Source organism: Pontibacter amylolyticus (genome assembly GCF_014638845.1).
In the GTDB taxonomy this organism is placed as follows: domain Bacteria; phylum Bacteroidota; class Bacteroidia; order Cytophagales; family Hymenobacteraceae; genus Pontibacter; species Pontibacter amylolyticus.
This window is the reverse complement of sequence record NZ_BMFP01000002.1, coordinates 706,257-728,898: the sequence shown is the minus strand read 5'-3', so window position 1 is coordinate 728,898 and position 22,642 is coordinate 706,257. Positions and strand designations below refer to the sequence as shown.

18 protein-coding genes are annotated in these 22,642 nt (G+C 53.0%); 9 read left to right on the top strand and 9 right to left on the bottom strand.

The window, feature by feature from the left end; all coding sequences use genetic code 11:
- Positions 1-171: 171 nt before the first annotated feature.
- From IEV97_RS08120 to IEV97_RS08080, 9 genes are all read right to left on the bottom strand, one after another.
- On the bottom strand, positions 172-2,154 hold the full coding sequence (locus IEV97_RS08120) for an OmpA family protein (RefSeq protein WP_188500986.1): 1,983 nt from the start codon (positions 2,152-2,154) through the stop codon (positions 172-174).
- Positions 2,155-2,172: 18 nt separating this feature from the next.
- Positions 2,173-3,108: a PorP/SprF family type IX secretion system membrane protein gene (locus IEV97_RS08115; protein WP_076667884.1), complete on the bottom strand. Its 936-nt coding sequence runs from the start codon at positions 3,106-3,108 to the stop codon at positions 2,173-2,175.
- Between the two features lie 31 nt (positions 3,109-3,139).
- A complete protein-coding gene (locus IEV97_RS08110; RefSeq protein ID WP_188500985.1) occupies positions 3,140-7,192 on the bottom strand; it encodes a PKD-like domain-containing protein in 4,053 nt (1,350 codons plus the stop codon).
- Between the two features lie 495 nt (positions 7,193-7,687).
- Positions 7,688-8,590 (bottom strand): lipoyl synthase, encoded by a 903-nt coding sequence (gene lipA, locus IEV97_RS08105; RefSeq protein WP_229733858.1) that lies wholly within the window; start codon positions 8,588-8,590, stop codon positions 7,688-7,690.
- Positions 8,591-8,724: 134 nt separating this feature from the next.
- Positions 8,725-9,453, bottom strand: coding sequence for a hypothetical protein (locus IEV97_RS08100; protein ID WP_229733850.1), 729 nt, complete (start codon positions 9,451-9,453; stop codon positions 8,725-8,727).
- 158 nt (positions 9,454-9,611) lie between these two features.
- A complete protein-coding gene (gene ytxJ / locus IEV97_RS08095; RefSeq protein WP_188500984.1) occupies positions 9,612-9,953 on the bottom strand; it encodes a bacillithiol system redox-active protein YtxJ in 342 nt (113 codons plus the stop codon).
- Between the two features lie 16 nt (positions 9,954-9,969).
- Positions 9,970-10,320, bottom strand: a complete 351-nt coding sequence (locus IEV97_RS08090) for a hypothetical protein (protein WP_188500983.1) — start codon at positions 10,318-10,320, stop codon at positions 9,970-9,972.
- Positions 10,321-10,374: 54 nt separating this feature from the next.
- Entirely contained in the window at positions 10,375-10,578 is a 204-nt protein-coding gene (locus IEV97_RS08085; RefSeq protein WP_188500982.1) for a hypothetical protein, read from the bottom strand.
- A gap of 35 nt (positions 10,579-10,613) precedes the next feature.
- Positions 10,614-12,593 carry an alpha-ketoacid dehydrogenase subunit alpha/beta gene (locus IEV97_RS08080; RefSeq protein ID WP_188500981.1) on the bottom strand — a complete coding sequence of 660 codons (1,980 nt, stop codon included), beginning with the start codon at positions 12,591-12,593 and terminating at the stop codon, positions 10,614-10,616.
- A gap of 297 nt (positions 12,594-12,890) precedes the next feature.
- Between IEV97_RS08080 and IEV97_RS08075 the strand changes: the two genes are divergently transcribed.
- The 9 genes from IEV97_RS08075 to IEV97_RS08035 all read left to right on the top strand — a co-directional run bounded on the left by IEV97_RS08075 (position 12,891) and on the right by IEV97_RS08035 (position 22,246).
- On the top strand, positions 12,891-14,156 hold the full coding sequence (locus IEV97_RS08075; protein WP_188500980.1) for a M16 family metallopeptidase: 1,266 nt from the start codon (positions 12,891-12,893) through the stop codon (positions 14,154-14,156).
- 164 nt (positions 14,157-14,320) lie between these two features.
- On the top strand, positions 14,321-14,773 hold the full coding sequence (locus IEV97_RS08070) for a PepSY-like domain-containing protein (RefSeq protein WP_229733849.1): 453 nt from the start codon (positions 14,321-14,323) through the stop codon (positions 14,771-14,773).
- A 237-nt stretch (positions 14,774-15,010) separates the two neighbouring features.
- Positions 15,011-15,451 carry a PepSY-like domain-containing protein gene (locus IEV97_RS08065; protein ID WP_188500979.1) on the top strand — a complete coding sequence of 147 codons (441 nt, stop codon included), beginning with the start codon at positions 15,011-15,013 and terminating at the stop codon, positions 15,449-15,451.
- Between the two features lie 108 nt (positions 15,452-15,559).
- Positions 15,560-16,009 carry a MarR family winged helix-turn-helix transcriptional regulator gene (locus IEV97_RS08060; protein WP_188500978.1) on the top strand — a complete coding sequence of 150 codons (450 nt, stop codon included), beginning with the start codon at positions 15,560-15,562 and terminating at the stop codon, positions 16,007-16,009.
- A 57-nt stretch (positions 16,010-16,066) separates the two neighbouring features.
- Positions 16,067-16,894 (top strand): aldo/keto reductase, encoded by an 828-nt coding sequence (locus IEV97_RS08055; protein ID WP_188500977.1) that lies wholly within the window; start codon positions 16,067-16,069, stop codon positions 16,892-16,894.
- A 354-nt stretch (positions 16,895-17,248) separates the two neighbouring features.
- The gene (locus IEV97_RS08050) at positions 17,249-18,349 is read left to right on the top strand and encodes an alkene reductase (RefSeq protein WP_188500976.1); all 1,101 of its coding nucleotides are present in this window, start codon (positions 17,249-17,251) and stop codon (positions 18,347-18,349) included.
- Positions 18,350-18,547: 198 nt separating this feature from the next.
- Positions 18,548-19,033, top strand: a complete 486-nt coding sequence (gene ispF, locus IEV97_RS08045) for a 2-C-methyl-D-erythritol 2,4-cyclodiphosphate synthase (RefSeq protein WP_188500975.1) — start codon at positions 18,548-18,550, stop codon at positions 19,031-19,033.
- 34 nt (positions 19,034-19,067) lie between these two features.
- Positions 19,068-20,720, top strand: a complete 1,653-nt coding sequence (locus IEV97_RS08040; protein WP_188500974.1) for a M28 family peptidase — start codon at positions 19,068-19,070, stop codon at positions 20,718-20,720.
- A 149-nt stretch (positions 20,721-20,869) separates the two neighbouring features.
- Positions 20,870-22,246, top strand: a complete 1,377-nt coding sequence (locus IEV97_RS08035) for a LutB/LldF family L-lactate oxidation iron-sulfur protein (RefSeq protein ID WP_188500973.1) — start codon at positions 20,870-20,872, stop codon at positions 22,244-22,246.
- The last annotated feature ends 396 nt before the right edge of the window (positions 22,247-22,642 follow it).

Here is a 22,642-nt window from a genome sequence, read left to right as displayed (position 1 = left end):
GGTATACGCCATTCGCAACCCAAGCCTTAACATGATTTTCTCCCGCGGCAACCATCGGCCCAACAAACACTAAACCTTCTGAAAGCTACAAATGAAAAAAGGCTCCGTAGAATCTGCGGAGCCTTTCCAAACTATGAAAGCTAATGAAATAAAGATCTATGAAGGGAGTTCTTACTTTATTCGGAACTCGGTTCTTCTGTTTTGCTGGTGCATTTCCTCCGGACAAGACACCCCATCGGTACACTTGTTCACCAGCCTTGTCTTACCGTAACCTTTGGCAGTCAGTCTGTCTTTGGCTATACCTTTCCCAATCAGATAGTCTACGGCAGCCTGGGCTCTGCGCTCTGAAAGCACCTGGTTGTACTTCATGCTTTCACGGCTATCGGTATGGGAGCTCAGCTCAATCTTGATCGTCGGGTTCGCCACCAGCACTTCGGCCAGCTTATCGAGCTCTTTGGCTGCATCCGAACGGATATCCCACTTGTCCAGGTCGTAGTAGATGTTCTCCAGCACAATGGCCACGTTCTTCTCGTCGCGGTCGAACACCATGGCTACCTGTAGGGTATCCGGAGCGGTTTTCGGCACGACCACCAGCGCGTGCTGGTTCAGGAAGCCTTGCTTGGAGCCCTGCATAACGTATGAGTTCCCTTTACGGCCATCCATAAAGTACTGCCCTTTTGTGTTTGTCAAGACTGTGCTGCTGTCATTTTGGTTCTGCTGCGCGATCAGGAGTTGCACCTGTGGCAGAGGCAGCTGCACGTTTTTCTTTTGCTCGTTCTGCTTGCGCTCAAGCGTGGTCACTGCTATCACAACTGGCTTTTGCAGCACTTTGAAGCTGTAGATATCATCGGTACCGTTGCTGCTTTCGCGGTTAGACGATAGCAGGCCGGTTTCCTCGTCTTCATTGAACATGATGCCGTAGTCGTTCTTCGACGAGTTGATCGGGTGGCCCATGTTGTTCACGGCCGTCCAGGCAGCGTGTTTGCCCTCTGCAGCGAAAACGTCCAGACCGCCCATGCCCATGTGCCCATCGGACGAGAAGTACAGTTTGCCATTCTGGTCTACATAAGGAAAGCTCTCGCGACCCGGCGTATTGATCAGGATACCGGCATTCACAGGCTCTCCCCAGCTGCCGTCCGGCTGGCGCAAGGTATAGTAGATGTCCGTCTCGCCCACACCGCCCGGCATATCCGACACGAAGTACATGATCTTGCCGTCAGGCGATAGGGCCGGATGACCTACGGAGTATTCTGTTACATTATTAAAAGCAAATGGCTTGATCTCTGTCCAGGTAGTGCCGCGTCTTTGAGATGAGTAAATCTCCAGACGGTTGATGTACTCCTGCACCTGCGACTTGTCCACCCAGCTGGTCGGGTCGGAGTTGCCGGACTTGCGCTGCTGCACCAGTTGGGTACGGGTGAAGTATAGCGTTTGACCGTCTTCCGTGGCCGATGCCGTGGCGTTGTGGTACTGGTCGTTGATCATTTCGTGCAGTGCCGTGGGCTTGCCCCAGTTGCCTTCACCATCGCGGCTAGCCATAAAGAGCTGCAGGTAAGGGCGACCAGTCCAGCCGTAGGTGCCGGTGGGTTTCCCTGCTTGATCTACCCCACGATCTGATGTGAAGATGATCGCGTCTTTGCCGTAGTTCATCGGACTGAAGTCAGAGAAGCCCTGGGCGTTCAGTCCGCTCAGGCGCTGTACTTCGGCCAGTGGCATTTTCTGGTTTATCCAGTTCATGGCTTTGTCGCATGAGGCCATCAGGTATTGGGCACGCTCCTCTACGTCCGCCACTTCTTCGGCCCACAGCATGTACTGCTGCTTGGCTTCTTCGTACTTGCCGTTGCTGCGCAGCGCCTCTGCATAGTGGTAAATGTTCTGCGGATCGCGGCCTGGCATGGCCACCACCTGGGCATACCAGCGCTCCGCTTCCACGGCCTGGCGTGTCAGGCGGTAAGAGTCGGCAATGCGCTCGGCTGTCTTCACATCCGGCTTGCGCTTCTCTGCTGCTTTTTTGTACTGCTCTAGAGCCAGCGCAAATTCAAACTTTTCGTAGTGCTTGTTTGCCTTGCGAAGCTCCTGCTGCGCTTGGGCTACAGGGGCGGCGCCCAGCAACAGGGCAGCGGTAAGGTATAAGGGTATATGTCTGAAATTCATATGCGGTAAGAGCTAATATTAAAAGTATTGCGGCGTCAGCATTTTCGTGTCCTGCTTCTTAAAGAAGTAGTAACCTACTGAGATCTCGTGTGAGTGAAAACCATTTAGGTCGTTGAGCATGCGGTCGTAGGAGTAACCCAGGCGCAGGGCGTTGGTCACTTGCAGTTCCGCGATCAGGGCCATGGCCGTGCGCTTCGTCACAGGGTCGGCTTCCTCATTTTTGTTGAACAGGTTCATACTGGTGCGGTAAGAACTGCCCAGCCACAGGCGGTCGCCCAGCAGCACAAAGCCGTTCAGGTCCACGTTGGCAGGTGCATTAAAGTCTTCCTTGATCAGCACACTTGGCTTCAGCTTCACAAAATTGCTCACATCAAACACATAGCCTGTGGTGAAGTAGTAGTGGCGAACCGGCTCGATCTGGAATACATCTTTGTATTGGATCAGGTCAGAGGCAGAGAGGCCAGCGTAGAAACGCGTCGTGTTAAAATAGACACCCAGTTTCACATCCGGACGATAAAACACATCCTTGCCGGCCGGTATGCTCGGATCATCTACTATACCTAGCTCGGATCCATCCACCACGCTCTGCACCACACCGGCTGCTATACCTAAGCTTAGCGTTCCGCGGGCGCTCACCGACACACGGGCCGCCGCATTGGCATAAGCCGAAGTAGTAGAATAGGCACCGATCTTATCGCGGGTGAAGTTCAGGCCCAGGCCCAGGCGCTCGTGGCTGGTCAGGCCGTCCACGCTCAGCGCCTGCGTCGTGGGCGCCCCGTCTATACCTGTCCACTGCGAACGGTGGAAAGCGTTGATGTTGAGCACACCTTTGGTGCCGGTATAGGCCGGGTTGATGGCCATACTGTTGAAGATGTACTGCGAGTACTGCGGGTTTTGCTGGGCGTTCGCGGCAAAGGTGAAGAGTAGCGCCAGCAGGGTATAAAGTATTCTCATGGTAATAAAATTTTCTAATGAATGCACTCGCTTATCGGAAAATGGTCACGTAGCCGGTGTAGTCCTGGTACTTGCCATCGCATAGCTTCACCCTTACTTTGTAGAAGTAAGTACCTTGTTCCAGTCCCTTGGCGGCCCAGTCGTTCTTGTAGCTCTTCTGCTTGAACACCTCAGAGCCCCAGCGGTTGAAAATCACCATTTCGTTGTCCGGGAACTTGTCCAGGTTCTTCACCAGCCACTCGTCATTCTTGCCGTCGCCGTTCGGGCTAAAGGCTTTCGGGAAGTCCAGCTGACCGTCTGCTAATTTGGCGTCCATGTCGATGCTGTACTCTGCCGAGCCTGCGCAGCTGCCGTTGTAGGCGATCACACTCACGCGGCCGGTTGCCGTTGGGCTGTTGGCTTTAACCTTGATGGTAGCAGTGCCCTGACCAGACTCGATGGTGAAGCCCTCAGTTACCGTCCAGGTATAAGAGGTCGCTCCTTCTACCGGATCGGCGGTGTAGATCAGACCTTCGCACACGCTGCTGTTGTCCGTAATACGGGTAACAGGAGCAGGAGGCATTGTGATGTCAATGTTCAGGCTAGACCAGTCGCTGATGCCGCAATCGTTGATGGCTCGCACCCGCACAGTACCGCCCGTTTCGGCAGCTTTTACAGTAATGCTTGTGCCGTTGCTGGTTCCTTCTATCGTCAGGCCGCCGTTTGCTTCCCACTCGTAAGTGGTCGCGCCAGGTACAGCTTCGATGCTGAAGGCGTTGCCAGTGCTGTTGAGGCATACGTTCATGTTGCTCTTGATCGTTCCCGGAGTTGCCGGCTTCAGCGATGGTGAAACAGCCAGCTTAGTTACAGCGCCTGCACCGCAGTTTTTCACGGTGTTGGTGGCGTACACTTCTATGTCTCCGCTCGTCTCACCTACCGTCACGTTAATGCTGGTACCCGTCAGTTTGTCGGCGCTCCAGCCCTGCGGCACTGCCCAGGTATAGGTCATACCTGCTTCCGGTGACTGGATGCTGAAGGTAAGCGTGGCGCCGATACAGCCCGTTGTGGCGGTGCTCGCAATAGATGGCGCGACCGGTTTCAAGGTCACTTTTGCTTTCACTTCGAAAGCTGCGCTTACATTACAGTCATTACCGGCTTTCACCGTGATCGGACCTCCTGTTTTGCCAACTTTCACTTTTATTACTCTGCCATTCTCCGTTTCACTCACAACCGTCCAGTCAGCTGCCGGGAAAGTCCAGGTATAGCTGGTTGCACCGGTTACTACTGGCGTGCTGAAAGTTGATTCCTCTCCTTCGCACAGATCCAGGTTGCCTACAATAGCAGTAGGTATAGCCGGCGTAGGCGTCACGATCAGCACCTTCTCGGTTCTGGTGCTGAAGCCGCAGGCATTGGTCACGGTCAGGTATACCTTGCCGCCGAGCAGGCTCTGGCCTTTCGGACGAACACTCACGCTGGTGCCGGCATCGTTTGTGCCTTCTACAAACTCGAGGTTGCTGTCCAGGGTCCACTTGTAGGTAAGCCCTTCTACAGATGCGGCGCTCAGCGCTATACCTGTGGTGGTGTTGAAGCACAGGGCAGTCTCTCCTGTAATCGCTACTCCAGCTGGCTCGCCGATCACATTAATCGTGGTTTCGGCAGTCTTGTTAACATCCTTACACTGTGTGTTCACGGTTACTTTTACCGTCTGGGCATTCAGTGTGGTGCCTGCCGTAACGGTGATCGTGCTACCGTCAGCTGATTTGCTTACCGTTTTCCAGCCTGCTGGCAGTGTCCAGGTATAGGTACCGCCGATTACGTCTGAGGTTGCTTTGAACGTGAGCTCGCCACCGCGGCATACCGAGGTTGGTGCATCTACAAAGGACAGGGCAATGTTTGGACTGCATTTCACTTCCGGGATCACCACTTCGTCTTCGTCGTTGTCCGGATCAGAGTCGCCAGGATTTCCCGGATTGTTCGGATCGGTCGGGTCAGTCGGGTCAGTTGGGTCGGTCGGGTTTACAGGATCTTTGCCGATGATGCGCACCACATTGCGCACCTGGCCCGCCTTCATTAACTGGGCGTTGATCACAAGCTCGGCCGCTGCCTTTGCCTCCAGCGAAGGAATCTTGAAAGCGCCAGTCGCCGGATCGTAAGAAGCGCCGTTGCTCACAGTAAAGTCTACTAGGCGAAGGCCTTCAGGCAGCTTCTCGCCTACTACGATGTTTTTCTCGGCTTTGGCGCCATTGTTTGTCACCACAATGCGGTACTGCACCATGTCGCCCACCATATATTCCGCCTTGCCGTTAACCAGTTCTTTGGTTACGCCCAGGTCTGGCAGGATGATTTCTACCTCGTCTTCATCGTTGTCCGGGTCCTTGTCGTTGTCCGGCGTGCGGTCGGTGATGGTGGCCACGTTACGAATGGCTCCCGTACCCACGATCTTGGCATAGACAATCAGTGTGGCGGAAGCTTTGCCGGCCAGCGTCGGGATGTTGTAGATACCTGTCGCGGCATCATAAGTAGTCCCGCTGGTGGCTGTATACCTTACAAAAGCCAGCTCCTTCGGCAACTGCTCCCGTACATTTACATTGGTCTGAGGCGTGGAGGCGTTGTTCGTTACCTTGATCTCGAAAGCCAGTACATCGTTTACCATGTACTTTTCCTTCGGATCAATCAGTTTCTTTGTGATACCCAGGTCAGGCAGGACAATCTCTACCTCGTCTTCGTCATCATCCGGATCCTTGTCATCAGGGCGGTCGATGATGGTGGCTACGTTGCGGATGTTGCCCGTGCTCACGATCTCGGCATATACGATCAGCGTAGCAGAGGCATTGCCTGCCAGCGCCGGGATGTTATAAATGCCCGTGGCGGGGGTATAGGTAGTGCCTGGCGTCGCATCATGGCGTACATACTTCAGTCCGCTTGCCAGTTGCTCCCTTACATTTATGTTCGTCTCCTCTTTTGAAGATGTGTTGACGATCTTTATCTCGTAGGCAACCACGTCGCCCAGGTTATAGCTCGTTTTAGGATCGACGATGCGCTTGGTCAGGCTCAGGTTTGGCAGCACGATCTCTTCGTCGTCCTTGTCGTCATTCGGATTCGGGTCCGGATCATCACCGATGATGATGACTTCGTTTGTGATATTACCGGTACCGGTCACTTCAAATACCAGGCGGAGGGTTTGGGTTTCGAACACCCCCATGTCGCCGATTACCCATTCGTTCTTCACCTGGTCGTAAGTTCCTTTTGTGGCAGGCTTTACTTCCACCAGTTTCAATCCGGACGGTATGCGCTCCTTCACGGCCACATTGCGGGCAATACCCGGACCGTTATTTTTAGCCGTAATGGTATAGGTCACGCGTGCGCCCAGCGACACGTCCTTGGTGTCAACGATTTTACTTACCGTCAGGTCGGCGTTTGTCACGTTCTGCAGCACCGTCGGGTTGTTTTCGAAATAGATAGTGCCGCCTAGTGAGATGGCCCGGCCATAAAGCGAAACGCCCTTGCCAAAGGTGATGTCGCCTGTGGCAATAATGTTGCCGTACAAGCTACTCGGGGCCTGAATCTCCACGTCACCGTCGACAACCCAGTAAATATTCTTGGTTTCAACCCCCACACCGGAAAGGCTAAGGGCGCCTGGGTTTACTCTTAAGTTACCGCTGATCTTGAATACGAAGATGGGAGAGCTGCCATCTTGCGTCACCAGCAGCGAAATACCACTAATGGTGGCATTACCCATGATGTTGTAAACACCAGGGTATATCTCGCGTCCGTTTCCTAAGTCGGGGTTTAGGTTTTCTATCTCCTGAAGGCCCATCAGTTCCTGATACAGCCTGTTGGCGTCAGCCATCGCCTCCGCCGCTATTTCAGTTCCTTTCTCTTTCTTACCAGTTACTTCAAGAAATTCTTCTCCGATAATGACCTTGCCGGGACTGATGCCGATGTCACCACGGATCCATGTTTTTTCTGGGCCTTTAACGACAATCTGTTCATTGGCCAATGCAATGAACCTGTTTACGCGGCCCAGGTTGATTTCCGTCTGCCCAAAGCTAAGGGTGTTGGTCGCAGTCAGAAAAAGGGTGAGAAGCAGTAGAATTCTACTCATAGGAAATATGTAAAAAAGCGTAATAAATCAGGCATAAATATAAAAGTATTTCCATAAATTTTTACTATATCCTGATACTTATATATTGAAGATAAGTTTAGTGCAATATAAAAAATACAATATATAGCTTGGAATAAAATGTTATAACAGCGATTGTGTAATACTATTCTAATATAATAGAGGTCAATATTTTTTTCAGAAGAGAGGATTTCCAGTGCAAAGATTCCAATATGCGCATATAAGGGTGTATTATTACTTGAATATCTAGATATACTAATTAAACGTCCTTTGGTTGCAGGAATGCTTATTTTATACACCTTTTGTTATATCGGTGGGCAAAGGAACTGAAAAAATCTTAATTAAAATAGGGAAATTTAGGGAAGGGAAACAGTGCAATAAAAAAGTGCCCTATTGATTTTTGCTGCTCAATAGGGCACTCCAAGTATTGAATAAAAACTTTCTAAAAATTCTTTAAAAGTTTATACACGATTTATTTTACACATTCACATGACGCTCAGCGTGGTACGATGAACGCACCAACGGGCCCGACTCTACATATTTGATTCCTCTTTTCAGGCCCTCTTCACGGTAATGCTCAAACAGATCGGGGTGAATGAACTCAGCCACCTCGATGTGCAGCTTGGTTGGCTGCAGGTATTGGCCCAGTGTCAGGATGTCGCAACCGTTGGCAGCCAGGTCATCCATGGCCTGGTATACCTGCTCGCGCGTTTCGCCCAGGCCCAGCATGATGCCGGTTTTGGTGCGCTTGCCATATTCCTTGGTGCGGCGGATCTGCTCGATGCTGCGCTCGTACTTGGCCTGCGGTCGCACGCGACGGTAAAGCTCTTTTACCGTTTCCACGTTGTGCGAAACCACTTCCTGACCCGGCGAGATCATCGTGATCAGCGCGTCCCAGCTGGCTTTCACATCAGGTATGAGGGTCTCGATGGTGGTGGCAGGAGAAAGTTCTTTTACCATGCGCACGGTCTCGTGCCAGATGGCGGCACCGCGGTCTTTCAGTTCGTCGCGGTTAACAGAGGTGATCACGGCGTGCTTCACGCCCATCAACTGAATGGCTTCGGCTACGCGGCGCGGCTCGTCTACGTCGTATTCGTTAGGGCGGCCCGTGGCCACGGCACAGAAAGAGCAGCTGCGCGTACACACATTGCCCAGAATCATGAAAGTGGCCGTGCCGGCTCCCCAGCACTCGCCCATGTTCGGGCAGTTACCGCTCTCACAGATGGTATGCAGCTTATACTCGTCTACGATGTTTCTTACCTTCGCATACTCTTTCCCTACCGGCAGCTTTACACGCAGCCAGTTTGGCTTGCGGGGCTGACCCAAGGCATTGAGCCCCTCGGGCTTAGCGTTGGGTTGTATTACCGGAAGTGTCATCATTTCATCCATGCTGCAAAGATAGGTATAATGCGTTAAGACTTCAGCAAATGCACCAGGAAATTAAGGCAATACCGCCTATGCCCGGGGCACTTCCCTCTCAACAAACGATTGCATGGAAATGTTCTTGGCGCCTGTTATTTGCGGCGGCCGTAGTAGATGTTCAGGTACACGGAGGTGAAGGTACTGTAGTTTTCGGTTTGCGGAATCATGACCATGTCCTTGAAGAATTTCTCCACCATAAAACCCAGTTCTATACCTGTGATGCTCTCGCGGTAACGGCCGTATTCGAAGCTCATACCTAACTTGGCATGCACACCCAGGTTGAGGTTAGTTTCACCCAGACCAGTCAGCACATTGGCGTTACCCAGTGTGTTTTCAAAGCTCAGGTGCTTGTTGGGGTCATAGGCCTCGGTGCGCACGTCGTTGCCCAGACCGCTGCCGTAGTCGTAGCGTATGTAGTAAGGTATGAGCAAGCCCAGGGAAGGGCCGACAGCTCCCAAGGCGTTCACCTGCACACCGCTCTCGGCGGCCTTGCGGAACAGCACATGCTCCAGGCCGTAATGCGGTCGCACCGAGAAGAAGTGATTCTGCTTGCCTGCAATGAAATGGTCGCCGGAGCCCGGGTTGTAAAGCCTGTTCTCTTTCGGATGCTTGACCTCCACGATCTCGAGCCCGCCGAAACGGTAGAGCCGCTCTTTCATGAACCAGGAACTGCGCACAAACGCCCCGCCCAGCAGTCCGCCGTTCGAGTTCAGGTTAATGCCGTAGCTTAGCTCATTGCTAAAGTCATCGTCAGACTGCGCTGTTGCCGGCAACACCAGCAGCAGCGTCATGGCAAGTGTGAGTACCAGGTTTCTAGCCACCTTTATACAGTTTGGGTTAGGTATGTTCTATCAAAAAGCCAGATCCAAAAGCAGGCAGGCATCAGGCGTTCGAAGCCATACAGCCCGGCACAAAACCCCAGGCAGGTAGGGCTACTTATCATGCGTACTACAGCTTACCGGCTAGGCCTGTCTGTGTATCAAACCGCCAGGCTCTTTTTCATAGAGTCAATGCTGATGCCCAGGTGCGAGGCATCATACGTGCACATGCCATCCTGGATCAGCAGCAACTGGGGCGATTGATGCTGTACCTGGAACACCTCCGCTATTTCGTTTGAAACCGGGCGGTAACGCAACAGGTCAAGGTAGTAAGGCTTAATATGGTCTACGCTGGCGCCATCCCACTGGCGCTCCAGTCTGCTTTTGGCAGTGGAGCTGATAGAGCATGACGTACTGTGCTTGAATATCACCACCGGGGTGTGCTTCGACTCTTCAATTATATTATCTAATTGCTCTACGCTGGTTAGCGGATGCCAATTCATTGCTATCGGGTTAGGTTTACTTCTCCTTCTTCCGGAAAAGCCTTGATTTCTTTTTGTCACGGTCGGCCGGGCCTTGCTGCACTGCCTCTTTCGTGCCAGTGTGCTTTAGCTTGAACAAACCCTGACGCTTCCGCACTTTGCCGGACTCGCCTTTCTTCAAGGTATAGGCATCCATGTTCAGGTGGGTTTCCTTGTAGGTGGTCGCCTCTACCTGATTGGCGTCCCGCAGTGCTTTGCGCATCAGGCGCCCGTGCTTGTCTGCCATGGTATAGGTGATCTGACCAAACGCAGGACCAACTGCCAAGAGCAGCATCCCTGTCATTACCAGCAAACGTTTCGTTTGTCTATCAAATCCCAGCTTCTTCATAACAGCTTTCCGTCTACAGTTGTTATACTGAATTCGGGAATAGGGGTTGCTCCCTTAAAAAATTCCCATTCGCTTCTTCTTCACACGTCCGTTCTTGTCCATGTTTACCCTCACTGCCTCCAGCCCGGAGGCGTTCTTGCCCGACACTTTGGCCGTTTTCCCAGGTTTCGGGCAAGGTATACCCTTGCGCTGGCAGCCCGTTCCGAACAGCAGTGCCATGCACAGCAGGCCCATTACCCAATATCTACTTTTCTGCATCACAAGCAATATACACTTAATCCCCTTAATTTCCGCTAAAACGCCATGATGCTCTCCACCTTCTCGCGCAGGCGCTGCTTTGGCAGGAACTCCTGCTCCAGCGGCGGCGCAAACGGCACGGCGGTGTCCAGACTGGCAACCCGTGTCACCGGTCCGTCCAGCAGCTCGAAGCAATGCTCGCCGATCCAGGCCGCTATTTCGCCGCCTATACCGCCCGTCATGGTGTCTTCGTGCAGTACAATCACGCGGCCGGTGCGGGCCACGGTATCACGCACGGCTTCTTTGTCCCAGGGCAGCAGCGAACGCAGGTCGAGTATGTCGAAGCTGATGTCCGTCATCTCCTGCTGTAGCTGCTTGGCCCAGTGCACGCCCATGCCATAAGTGATGATGGAAATATCCGATCCTTCAGCTACCAGCCTGGCTTTGCCGATCTCGACAGTATAGTAATCGTCCGGAATCTCCTGCGAGATGGAGCGGTAGAGCAGCTTGTGCTCAAAGTACATCACCGGGTTCGGGTCTTCAATGGCGGCGTTCAGCAGACCCTTGGCATCGTAAGGCGAAGACGGATACACGATCTTCAGACCAGGGGTATGGAAGAACCAGGCCTCGTTGCTCTGGGAGTGGAACGGACCAGCGGCCGTGCCGGCGCCTGTTGGCATGCGCACCACCACATCGGCGTTCTGGCCCCAACGGTAGTGGCTCTTGGCCAGGTTGTTCACGATCTGGCTGAAACCAGCACTCACAAAGTCGGCAAACTGCATTTCCACCATGCTCTTCTTGCCCTTCACCGACATACCCAAACCTATACCTAGTATAGCAGACTCGCAAAGCGGCGTGTTGCGCACACGGTCCTTGCCGAACTTGTCTACAAAGCCCTCTGTTATTTTGAACACACCGCCGTACTCGGCAATGTCCTGCCCCATCAGCACCAGTTCCGGATAGCGCTCCATGCTCTGGCGCAGTCCGTCCGAAATGGCGTCTACATAGCGCCGCTCAGTTTTGGCATCTGAAGCAGGTTTGATCACTTCTTGCTCAAAAGGACGGTACATGTCCTCCAGTTCCTCTTCGCGGTTGGCTTCCGGCATTGGTGTCGCAAAGGCGGTCTGCAGACCTTCTTCGATCTCGGCTTTGATCTCTTCGCGTATACCTTCGATGGCTTTTGGCGTCAGGATCACTTCGTCGAGCAGGTACTTTTCGAAGTTCTCCACCGGGTCTTTTTTCGCCCACTTCTCGAACAGCTCCTGCGGCACATACTTGGTACCACTGGCCTCTTCGTGTCCGCGCATGCGGAAGGTGATGGCCTCGATCAGCATCGGACGCGGGTTCTTGCGCATGCTGTAGGCAGCCTGACGCACGGTGTCGTATACCTCGATGATGTTGTTGCCGTCGATTTGCAGGGCGTCTATGCCGTAGGCCGGACCTTTGTCAGTAAAATGCTTGAACTTGAACTGCTCGTTGCTCGGCGTGGAAAGGCCGTAACCGTTGTTCTCGATCATGAAAATAACCGGCAGGTTCCAGACAGCCGCTACGTTCAGCGCTTCGTGGAAATCACCTTCTGAGGCACCGCCGTCGCCGCTGAACACCAGCGCCACCTTCTCCTTGTTATCCAGCAAATCTGCCAGGGCTATACCATCGGCTACGGCTAGCTGCGGACCAAGGTGCGAGATCATGCCCACGATGTGGTGCTCGTTAGAGCCGAAGTGGAAAGAGCGGTCGCGGCCTTTTGTGAAGCCCGTTTTTTTGCCCTGGAACTGCGCAAAGAGTCTATCCAACGGCACTTCGCGGCTCGTGAACACACCCAGGTTGCGGTGCAGCGGCAGAATGTACTCGTCTGACTCCAAGGCCATGGCCGAACCTACGGAGATAGCCTCCTGGCCTATACCTGAAAACCACTTGCTCACTTTGCCCTGGCGCAGCAGCACGAGCATGCGCTCCTCAATCATGCGGGGTTTCAGTATACCTTTATATAAGGCGATCAGTTCGTCGTCGGAGTATTCTTTGCGGTTATAGTTCATCTTGTGATGCGAAAAATTCGTTGTGGTATGGCAGCATAACGTTTGCTTAGGCCGCCGATTATGGTGCTAATTTATAAATTTGTTCGGTACTTCGTGCCTTACCGGCCCCGGCATACGCAACAAGCGGCAACCGAAAGCCCGTAAAGAGAGCAAAAGCTACAGAAAACCTGTCAGGCCTGCAAGTGTTTGCCGGTTTTGATTGAACAGCGCACAAGGTATAGCTGTTGAAAAAGAAATGACAGGAAAGAAATCAGGCAAAGGTAACAAGGGTTGCCTTCCTTTAAAGAGAAGAAGATTATGATACATTTCGAGGAATTTACGCTGGATAACGGCCTGCGTGTGATCGTGCACGAAGACCATACCTCTCCCATGGCCGTGCTGAACGTGCTCTACGACGTGGGCTCCCGCGACGAGGTAGAGCAGCACACCGGCTTTGCGCACCTGTTTGAGCACCTGATGTTCAGCGGCTCTAAAAACATACCGGTATACGACGAGCCCCTGCAGCGCGTGGGCGGCGAAAACAACGCCTTCACCAGCCCCGACATCACCAACTATTACCTCTCGCTGCCAGCCCAGAACATCGAGACGGGCTTCTGGCTGGAATCGGACCGCATGCTGGACCTGGCTTTCAGCGAGCACGGTTTGGAGGTGCAGCGCAAGGTGGTGGTAGAGGAGTTCAAGCAGAATTACCTCAACCAGCCTTATGGCGATGTGTGGCTCAAGCTGCGCCCGCTGGCCTACGAACAGCACCCTTACAAGTGGGCGACCATCGGCAAGGAGATCGCGCACATCGAGGACGCGACCATGGACATCGTGAAAGCGTTCCACAGGAAACACTACTCCCCAAGCAACGCCATCCTGGTGGTGGCCGGCAACGTGACCTTCGAAAAAGCGAAGGAGCTGACCGAAAAATGGTTCGGCCCTATACCTGCCGGCGAGAAATACGAGCGCGCGATACCTCATGAGCCGAAGCAGCAGGCACCGCGTGTGCTGGAGACCAGCGCCGACGTGCCGTTGAGCGCCATCTACAAGGCCTACCACATGCCGCACCGCAATCACGAAGCCTACTATGCCGTCGACCTGATCAGCGATATTCTGGGCCGTGGCAAATCCTCACGCCTGTATGAGCAACTGGTGAAAGAGCAGAAACTGTTCAACTCCATCTCCGCCTCCGTGACGGGCTCCATCGAACCGGGTCTGCTGATCATTCAGGGCAAACTCAACGAAGGGGTGGACCTGCAGGAAGCAAACGACGCCATCGAGGCCATTAATAAAGAGTTGATGGAGCAGCTGGTGGACGAGGAAGAGCTGAACAAGGTGAAGAACCAGGCTGAGACCTCCATTGTGTTCTCCGAGATCGAGCTCCTGAACCGCGCCATGAACCTGGCCTATGGTAAACTGCTCGGCGACGCGAACTTCGTGAACACCGAGGGCGAAAAGATACAGGCCGTCACCCCGCAGGACATCCTGCGCTGCGCCAAGCAGGTGCTCGACCCGAACAATTGCTCTACTTTGCTTTACAAGGCTGAGAAGAAGGAGCAAGCAGTGGAGCAGGAGGCCTAGGCAAGGTATAGCCCCTCTCAAAATATTAAAAAAGCGACTAGCGGGTGACCAGTAGTCGCTTTTTTATTCCCATTAATTTGTAAAAACACCGTTCCTCCAGATTTCCTTCAAAATCGCTCAGTAACTAGGTATAAGTAATTTTTTAAAACATAAAACTTAATACCATGAGAGCAACCGCTTTTGCATTCCTTTTAATGACCGGCACCTTCCTATCCTGTGATAGCAACGATGATGACATGAAGATCGAGGACGTGCCTGCCACGGTGCGCGAAGCCCTGCTGAGCAGCTTCCCGGAGGCAACAGGTATAGACTGGGAGAAAAAGGGAGAGGACTACGAAGCCGATTTTGATGTAGACAGAGTGGACCACAACGCCATGCTCAACGCATCGGGCACTGTGCTGAAACATAAGTACGATATACCTGAAACTGATCTCCCCGAGGCCATCCGGGCGACCATCAGCCAGAACTACGCTGACCATAAAATAGACGACCCGGAAGTGCTCGTGCAGAACGGCGACACTTTGTATCAGGTGGAACTGGACCATATGACCAGCATGGATGAAAAACTCGTCTTCTCGGCCGACGGCCAAAAGGTAGACCAGGCCTACTGGGATTAAGTACCTGTGATGAACACCCACAAAATAAGCCCGGAGCAACACGTTCCGGGCTACTTTATTTCTGGTAGCTTAAGAACAGTTTATTTTCATTTCCTCCTTCTCCACGACGCCCCTTATACCTGGGGCTAGTGACCTCATCAACAACCGAATACAACAATTGAGGTCTTCTACAAATTGTCTTCAGAATTAATTTGTAATCTTAGGCCTTGATTACTTACTTGTCCTCTATAGCCTTTTATGAAGCAGCAACTCATCGTCGCCATACTTTCTGCCGGACTTCTGACTTCCTGTGATGATGACGTCATACCCGAAAAGGTGCCGTTGGAGGTGCGTCAGAATTTGCTGGCCACCTTTCCTCTTGCCTTCGATATTGCCTGGGAGAAAAGCGGCCAGGACTACGAAGCGGACTTTACCGTGCATGCCGCTGAGCATAGCGCCCTCTTCCAGCAATCAGGAAAGCTGGCGCAGTACAAACGTGCTATACCTGCATCAGAACTACCCGAAGCCGTTGCTCATTCTATCGCCAGAAACTACCCAAACTATCAGCTTGAGGAGGCAGAAGCATTCGTAAAAGACCACATCACGTCCTATCAGGTAATACTCAAAAGCAAATCCACAGAGGTTGAGGTTGTTTACTCAGCAGACGGCCAGCAACTCCGGCAACCTTACTGGGACTAGGGAAATTCTCTTTCTGTTCTTGAGTCAAATAACCTGTCGAGGCAACTTTTTGGGCATAACATTTGTATATACAAACAACGTGTTTAACTTTGCACCAACAACCAGCCTATGCGGATAGAAGACGAAATACAGCAGAAAGACTTTAAGGACGATCACCGTCGGATGGTGGTCAATCTGCTGTTCACAAACAATTGGCTGAACCAGCAGTTTATACCTTTCTTCAAGCAGTTTGGGCTCACACTGCAGCAGCACAACGTGCTCAGCATTGTGCGTGGGCAGCAGCCGAAGCCTGTTTGCTTTGGCGAGGTACAGGAACGCATGGTGGACCGCAACTCCAACGTAACCCGATTGGTGGATAAGCTGATCGAGAAAGGTTACGTGACCCGCGACATCTGCCAGGCCAACCGCCGCATGATCGAGTTAAGACTGACCCCCAAAGGTATGGACTTGCTAAACCAGATAGACGAGCAAATGCCCGCTTTCTTTCAGCGCTTTCATAGCCTGACGCAGGAAGAAGCCGTCTTGGTAAGCAAGTTGCTGGACAAACTCAGGGGCTAAAAAAAATTTACTCAGATATTTGTATACACAAATAATGTACACACCGAAACAAAAACTATGAAGCATATCACTATAAAAGGCGCCACTATACCTGCTTTAGGCCTGGGTACTTTCCAGTTAGAGAACGACCTGGCCCGCAAGATAACGGTCGCTGCCCTTTCGGAGGGCTATCGCCACATTGATACGGCGCAGGCATACAAGAACGAGTCGGGTGTTGGCGCGGCTATCAAGGATTCAGGTATAGACCGCGACGATATTTTCCTGACCACGAAGGTTTTCCGGGAGCATCTCTCAAAGAAGGATTTTATGCCCTCAGTAAAGGAAAGCCTGCGCCAGCTCAAAACCGATTGCGTGGACCTGTTGCTGATCCACTGGCCGAACCCAAATGTGCCCGTGACAGAGTACATGGACCAGTTGATGGAAGCCCAGCGCAAAGGCTACACCAAACACATCGGCGTCAGCAACCACCCCACTGCCCTCCTGGACCAGGTGCTGGCCACCGGTGCCGATATCATCACCAACCAGGTAGAATATCATCCGCTCATCAACCAGACGAAGCTCTATACCTACCTGCGCGGGCATGGCATTTCGCTGACGGCCTACAGCCCGATCGCGCAAGGCAAGGTGCTGGGCAACCCCGTCCTGAAAGGTATAGGCGAAAAGTACGGCAAGAATGAGGTGCAGGTATCGCTGCGCTGGCTCGTGCAGCAGGACAGTGTGATGGCTATACCCAGAACTTCCAAAACGGAGCGATTGAAAGACAACCTGAACATTTTCGACTTTGAGCTGTCAGCAGAAGACGTCGCCCAGATCGATCAGCTGAAAAAGGATAACCAGCGGGTGGTCAATCCGTCCTTCGCTCCGGACTGGGATACGGTAAGTTAGAAAGTTTAGAAGGCAGAAAGGTAGAAAGGTAGAAAGGTAGAAAGTTAGAAAGGTAGAAAGGTAAAATTATAGCCCTCGTTCGCGTCCCGCGAGTGTGAGGTATATGGCGGACGCTGGCCGCTGTAATTTGTGCCTCCGGCACAAGTGGCGGGACGCCACTGAATCACGCACATTCGCCGGACGCGAGCGAGGGCAGCGGATTAGCCCAGCCTTTTCGGAAATCTTGAAGATTTTATAGATCCTGATTCTGAAAAGATATGCAAGAGCAAATCCCGATTTGCCTCAAATCGTGCATCCAACCATTTAACAATTTAACAATCAACAATTTATTTAAAAATCAACAATTCATATAAAATGTCACAACCACTTTTAAAACCCATAAAGCTTCACGATTTAGAACTGAAGAACCGTGTGATCATGGCGCCTATGACGCGCAGCCGTGCCGATAACGAAGACAACGCTGCCAACGACCTGATGGCCACTTACTATGCCCAGCGTGCCAGCGCCGGGTTGATCATCAGTGAGGGAACGCAGATCTCGGAGCAGGCCGTAGGGTATATCAACACGCCCGGCATTCACAGCGCTGAGCAGGTAGCCGGCTGGAAGAAAGTAACCAAGGCTGTACACGCAGAAGGAGGCAAGATTTTCGCGCAGCTGTGGCACGTAGGCCGCATGTCGCATCCCGACTTCCACGGCGGAAAACTGCCCGTTGCCCCATCGCCCATTAACCCGAACGACAAGGCTTACACGCCAGAGGGCTTCAAAGATACCGTTACGCCGCATGAGCTGACCATCCCGGAGATAAAGCAGATTGTGCAGGACTTTAAGCTGGCCGCCCGTAACGCCATCGATGCCGGTTTTGACGGGGTGGAAGTGCACGCCTCCAATGGCTACCTGTTGCACCAGTTCTTTGTGAGCACTGCCAACGTGCGCACCGATGAGTACGGTGGCTCTGCCAAGAACCGTGCCCGCATCCTGTTCGAAGTTTTGGATGCCATTAAGGAAGTAGTGCCGCAGCACCGTATCGGTGTACGCCTGAACCCCAGCATGCACGGCGGCTTCGGCATCACCGTAAACGAGGACACCATTCCGACCTTCGACTACATTGTAGAGCAGCTGAACAGGTATAGCCTGGCCTACGTGCACTTGACGGAGGCATCGCCGGCCAACAAGGATGTGCCGCACATTGAGCCGCAAGTGGCCAAGCGCTACCGCGCGAAGTACAGCGGCAACCTGATCATCAACGGAGGCTTTAAACAGGAGACAGGTAACCAGGTAATTGCCGATGGCGACGCTGACATGGTGGCCTTCGGAGTGCCGTTCATTGGCAACCCGGATCTGGTGGAGCGCTTTGCCCAGAACGCTGAGCTGCAGCAGCCAGACCCAAGCAAGTTCTACGCTCCCGGTCCGGAAGGCTACGTGGATTACCCGACATTGGCAGAGGTGGAAGCCTAAGTCCTTTTTAAAATCAGCACAGGCAAGCGCCAGCTACCCTAACCGGTGGCTGGCGCTTGCTTTTTAAACCTTTCTCTCTGCTTTCAGTCTATACCCTTGAAAAATGCGCCTGCCCATTCATGACAAAAGCGTAAAAGAAACTATATTTACTTTTTATACCTGCCGTACAAGGCAGGCGCTATACCTTCAACACGCACTATGAAATTTAAAATACGAACGGGCTTCGGCTACGATGTGCACCAACTGCAGGAAGGGCTGGACTTCTGGCTCGGTGGCATCAAGATTCCGCACACGCACGGGGCACTGGGCCATTCCGACGCCGATGTGCTGACCCACGTCATCTGCGACGCCCTGCTGGGTGCCGCCAACATGCGCGACATCGGCTTCCACTTCTCCGACAAAGACCCGCAATACAAGGGCATCGACAGCAAGATCCTGCTCAAGGAAGTGGTGCACCTGCTCTCCCGCGAAGGCTACGAAATCGGCAACATCGACTCGACTATCTGTCTGCAGGAGCCGAAAGTGAACCCGCATATACCTGATATGAAGGCCTGCCTGGCCAAAGTGATGGGTATACCGGAGCACGACATTTCCATCAAGGCCACCACCACCGAGCACCTGGGCTTTGTGGGCAAAAAAGAAGGCGTGGCCGCTTTTGCCACTGTACTCATCTATAAACAATAACAATCACTAACCCTTTTCTTCACCTTACACAAACATGAAGTATAACAAGTTTTATGTGTATGCGCTGGCTGCCTTCCTGACCACGGGTTGCGCCACGACGCCTACCACCACAACCAGCACCACTGCTGAAGCCCCGGTTGCAGACGCCGATCGCCTCCGCGAAGCGGCTCCAAAGTATGCGGCTACTATCACTGCCGCCGACCTGTCCAAGCACCTCCACATTATCGCTTCAGACGAGTACGAAGGTCGCGACACAGGCTCCAAAGGTCTGCAGATGGCGGCCGAGTACATCTCCCGCGAATTCAAGGAAGACGGCTTGGTGGGTCCAGTGAAAACCAACAGCAACCCTTACTACCAGCCAGTTAACCTGGAGCGCAGCCAGTGGGGCGAAGGCTACCTGATGGTCGGCAAACAGAAGTTCATGATGGGGCAGGACTTCTTCGTGCTGGGCGCTTCGCCATACCAGACCGAGCAAACTGCTGAAGTAGTTTTTGCAGGCTACGGCATCGACGCGGACAACTACTCTGACTATGCTAACCTTGACGTGACCGGCAAAATGGTTGTGGTGCTGGGCGGTGAGCCGAAAAGCGCCGACGGCAAGTTCCTGGTGAGCGGTACTGACAAGGCTTCTGACTGGGGCAACGATTTCCGCACCAAGCGCAATGCCGCGACCAAGCGCGGAGCCAAGAGCGTGCTGGTAGTAACTGGCACTAACGCCGGTGAGTTTACGACGATGACACAGCGCTACCGCAATTTCCTGACGCGTCCGTCCATCGGTTTGAAAGGTAACGGCGCCCAGGGTGGCGCAACGGCCGCCATGATGGTGTCGCCACAGGTAGGCGCCGCTTTGCTGGGTACTACGCCTGAGAAAATGCTGGCTTACGCCAACCAGGTAGCCAAAGCGGGCAAACCAACTGCAGGTACGTTCACTGCCGTGAAAGACGTAAAAGTGAAGACCGAGCGTAACAGCACGGCGCTTCCGTCTGAAAACGTGTTGGGTTACATCGAGGGCACTGACAAGAAAGACGAAGTGATTGTGGTAACCGCACATTACGACCACGTAGGTATAGAGGACGGCGAAATTTTCAACGGTGCCAACGACGACGGTTCTGGCACAGTGGCTGTTGTAGAACTGGCCGAGGCTTTTGCGCAGGCCAAGAAAGACGGCTTCGGCCCACGCCGCAGCATCCTATTCATGCTCGTGACAGCCGAGGAAAAAGGCCTGTTGGGTTCTGAATACTACGCCAATAACCCGATTTTCCCGCTGGAGAACACGGTAGCCAACATCAACATTGACATGATCGGCCGCATGGACTTCGACGCGGAGAAGACCAACGACCAGAACTACATCTACGTGATCGGTGCTGACAAGCTTTCTTCTGAGCTGCACCAGATCAACGAGGAGATGAACCAGAAGCACGTAGGGCTGCGCCTCGACTACAAGTTCAATGACGAGAACGACCCGAACCGTTTCTACTACCGCTCTGACCACTACAACTTCGCCAAAAACGGTATTCCAATCGTGTTCTACTTCAACGGTGTGCACGCTGACTACCACAAAGCAACCGACACAGTAGACAAGATCCTTTTCGAAAAAGCTGAGAAGGCTGCGCGTCTGGCGTTCCACGTGACCTGGGAACTGGCCAACCGCGATAACCGCATCGTAGTGGACAGCAATAAAAAGTAATACACTAAACCCGCACCCGCGGCCGTTTAACATAAAAACAATCCGCTTTTATTAGCTTTGAGGAAAACACCCTAACTTTAAGGGTGTTTTTCTTTTTACAGCACTTCCTGAGACCAGCCATTTTCGGGAAAGACCATAGGGTTTAACTTATGAGTAGACTTAAACAGTTTCTGCAGGATGCCGAAACGAAATCATTTGACCTGGGCCACCGCTCCACCATCAAGTTCAACATCGGTAAGTACAATGCCGCTGTGCAGCGTGGCCTTACCCAATACAGTGATCACGAACTTGCCCGCGAAAGGGCTTCTTTTATAAAAACGAACGCCATCAACAACTTAGACAAGTACCTGATGGAATTTGAGTCGAACTTCACGGCCCGCGGTGGCAAAGTGATCTGGGCCCGCAACGCCGAGGAGGCATTGAAGGAAATCGGACAGATCATGAAGCGCAAGCGTGCCCGTTCGGTAGTGAAGTCCAAATCGATGACGACGGAGGAGATCCATTTGAACAATTTCCTGGAGAAGAACGGCATCGAAACCGTGGAGACGGACCTGGGCGAGTACATTGTGCAGTTGGCCGAGCAGCGGCCCTATCACATCGTGACGCCGGCCATGCACATGTCCAAGAAAGATATCGCTGACCTCTTTGTCAAGAAACTCAACATTGCCCCAACCGACAGCGCCGAAGAACTGGTGGCTACCGCCCGCCGTTTGCTTCGCGCCAAGTATACCGAGGCCGAAGTAGGTATAACCGGCGGCAACTTCCTGCTGGCTGATATCGGAGGCGTAGCCATTACCGAAAACGAAGGCAACGGCCGCTTGTCCACCGCTTTCCCAAAAACGCACATTGCCATTGTAGGTATCGAGAAGATCCTGCCTTCCGTGATGGACCTGGACCTGTTCTGGCCACTGCTCAGCACCAGCGGCACCGGCCAGCAAGTGACGATCTACAATACCATCTTCACGGGTCCGCGCCAGGCAAACGAGAAGGACGGTCCGGAGGAAATGTATGTCGTGCTACTCGACAACGGACGCACAGACTTGCTGGCTTTGCCAGAGAAGCGGGAGGCACTCAACTGCATCCGATGCGGTGCCTGCCTCAACGTGTGCCCGGTATACAAGAACATCGGCGGTCATACCTACGAGAGCACTTACAGCGGCCCGATCGGTTCGGTGATCACGCCGCATTACAACGGAATGGCCGAAAACAAGCACCTGAGCTTTGCCAGTTCGCTTTGTGGCGCCTGCACCTCAGTTTGCCCAGTGAAGATCAACATCCATAACCTGCTGTTGCTCAACCGCCGCCAGAGTGTGGAGCAGGGCTATACCGAAAAGAGCGAGCGCACTACCTTCAAGCTGTGGTTAAAAGCCATGAAGAGCCGCAAGCTGTTGAACATGGCACCTGCCGGAGTGAAGAACTTTGTGCTGAAGCAAGTGCTGAAAGATACCTGGAGCAAACGCAGAGAACCATTGCAGGTAGCGCCGAAGTCATTTAACCAGCTTTGGAAGGAGCGGGAGGGGAAGTAGTCTGAATCAGGATTTCTAGGATTTAAGAGGACCTCTACTGCCATGCTTTTTCAGGATTCTCGCGCACGATTGTCATCCCCCTACCCCCTTCGAAGGGGGACTCTGCTATACCTTATTCTTTCTGTCATCCTGAAAGAATCTTGGTAGAAGGGAGGACAGGCAGTTGCTATAACACACCTGTCCCTCTCCTCAAAGAGGGCCCCAACCCCCAGGCGGGGAATCACCTCCCCTAGCCCCTCCTTTTTTCGAGGGCCCCTACCCCCAAAACAGGAGGGGGATTTTCTGCCTTTAACCATATCAGGGTATAGGCTTCGTAGATATAGTAGTTCTTTCGCTATACCGGGTCCAACCACCCCTGCCCCTCCTTGTCCAAGGAGGGGAGTCTGTTTCTGCCAT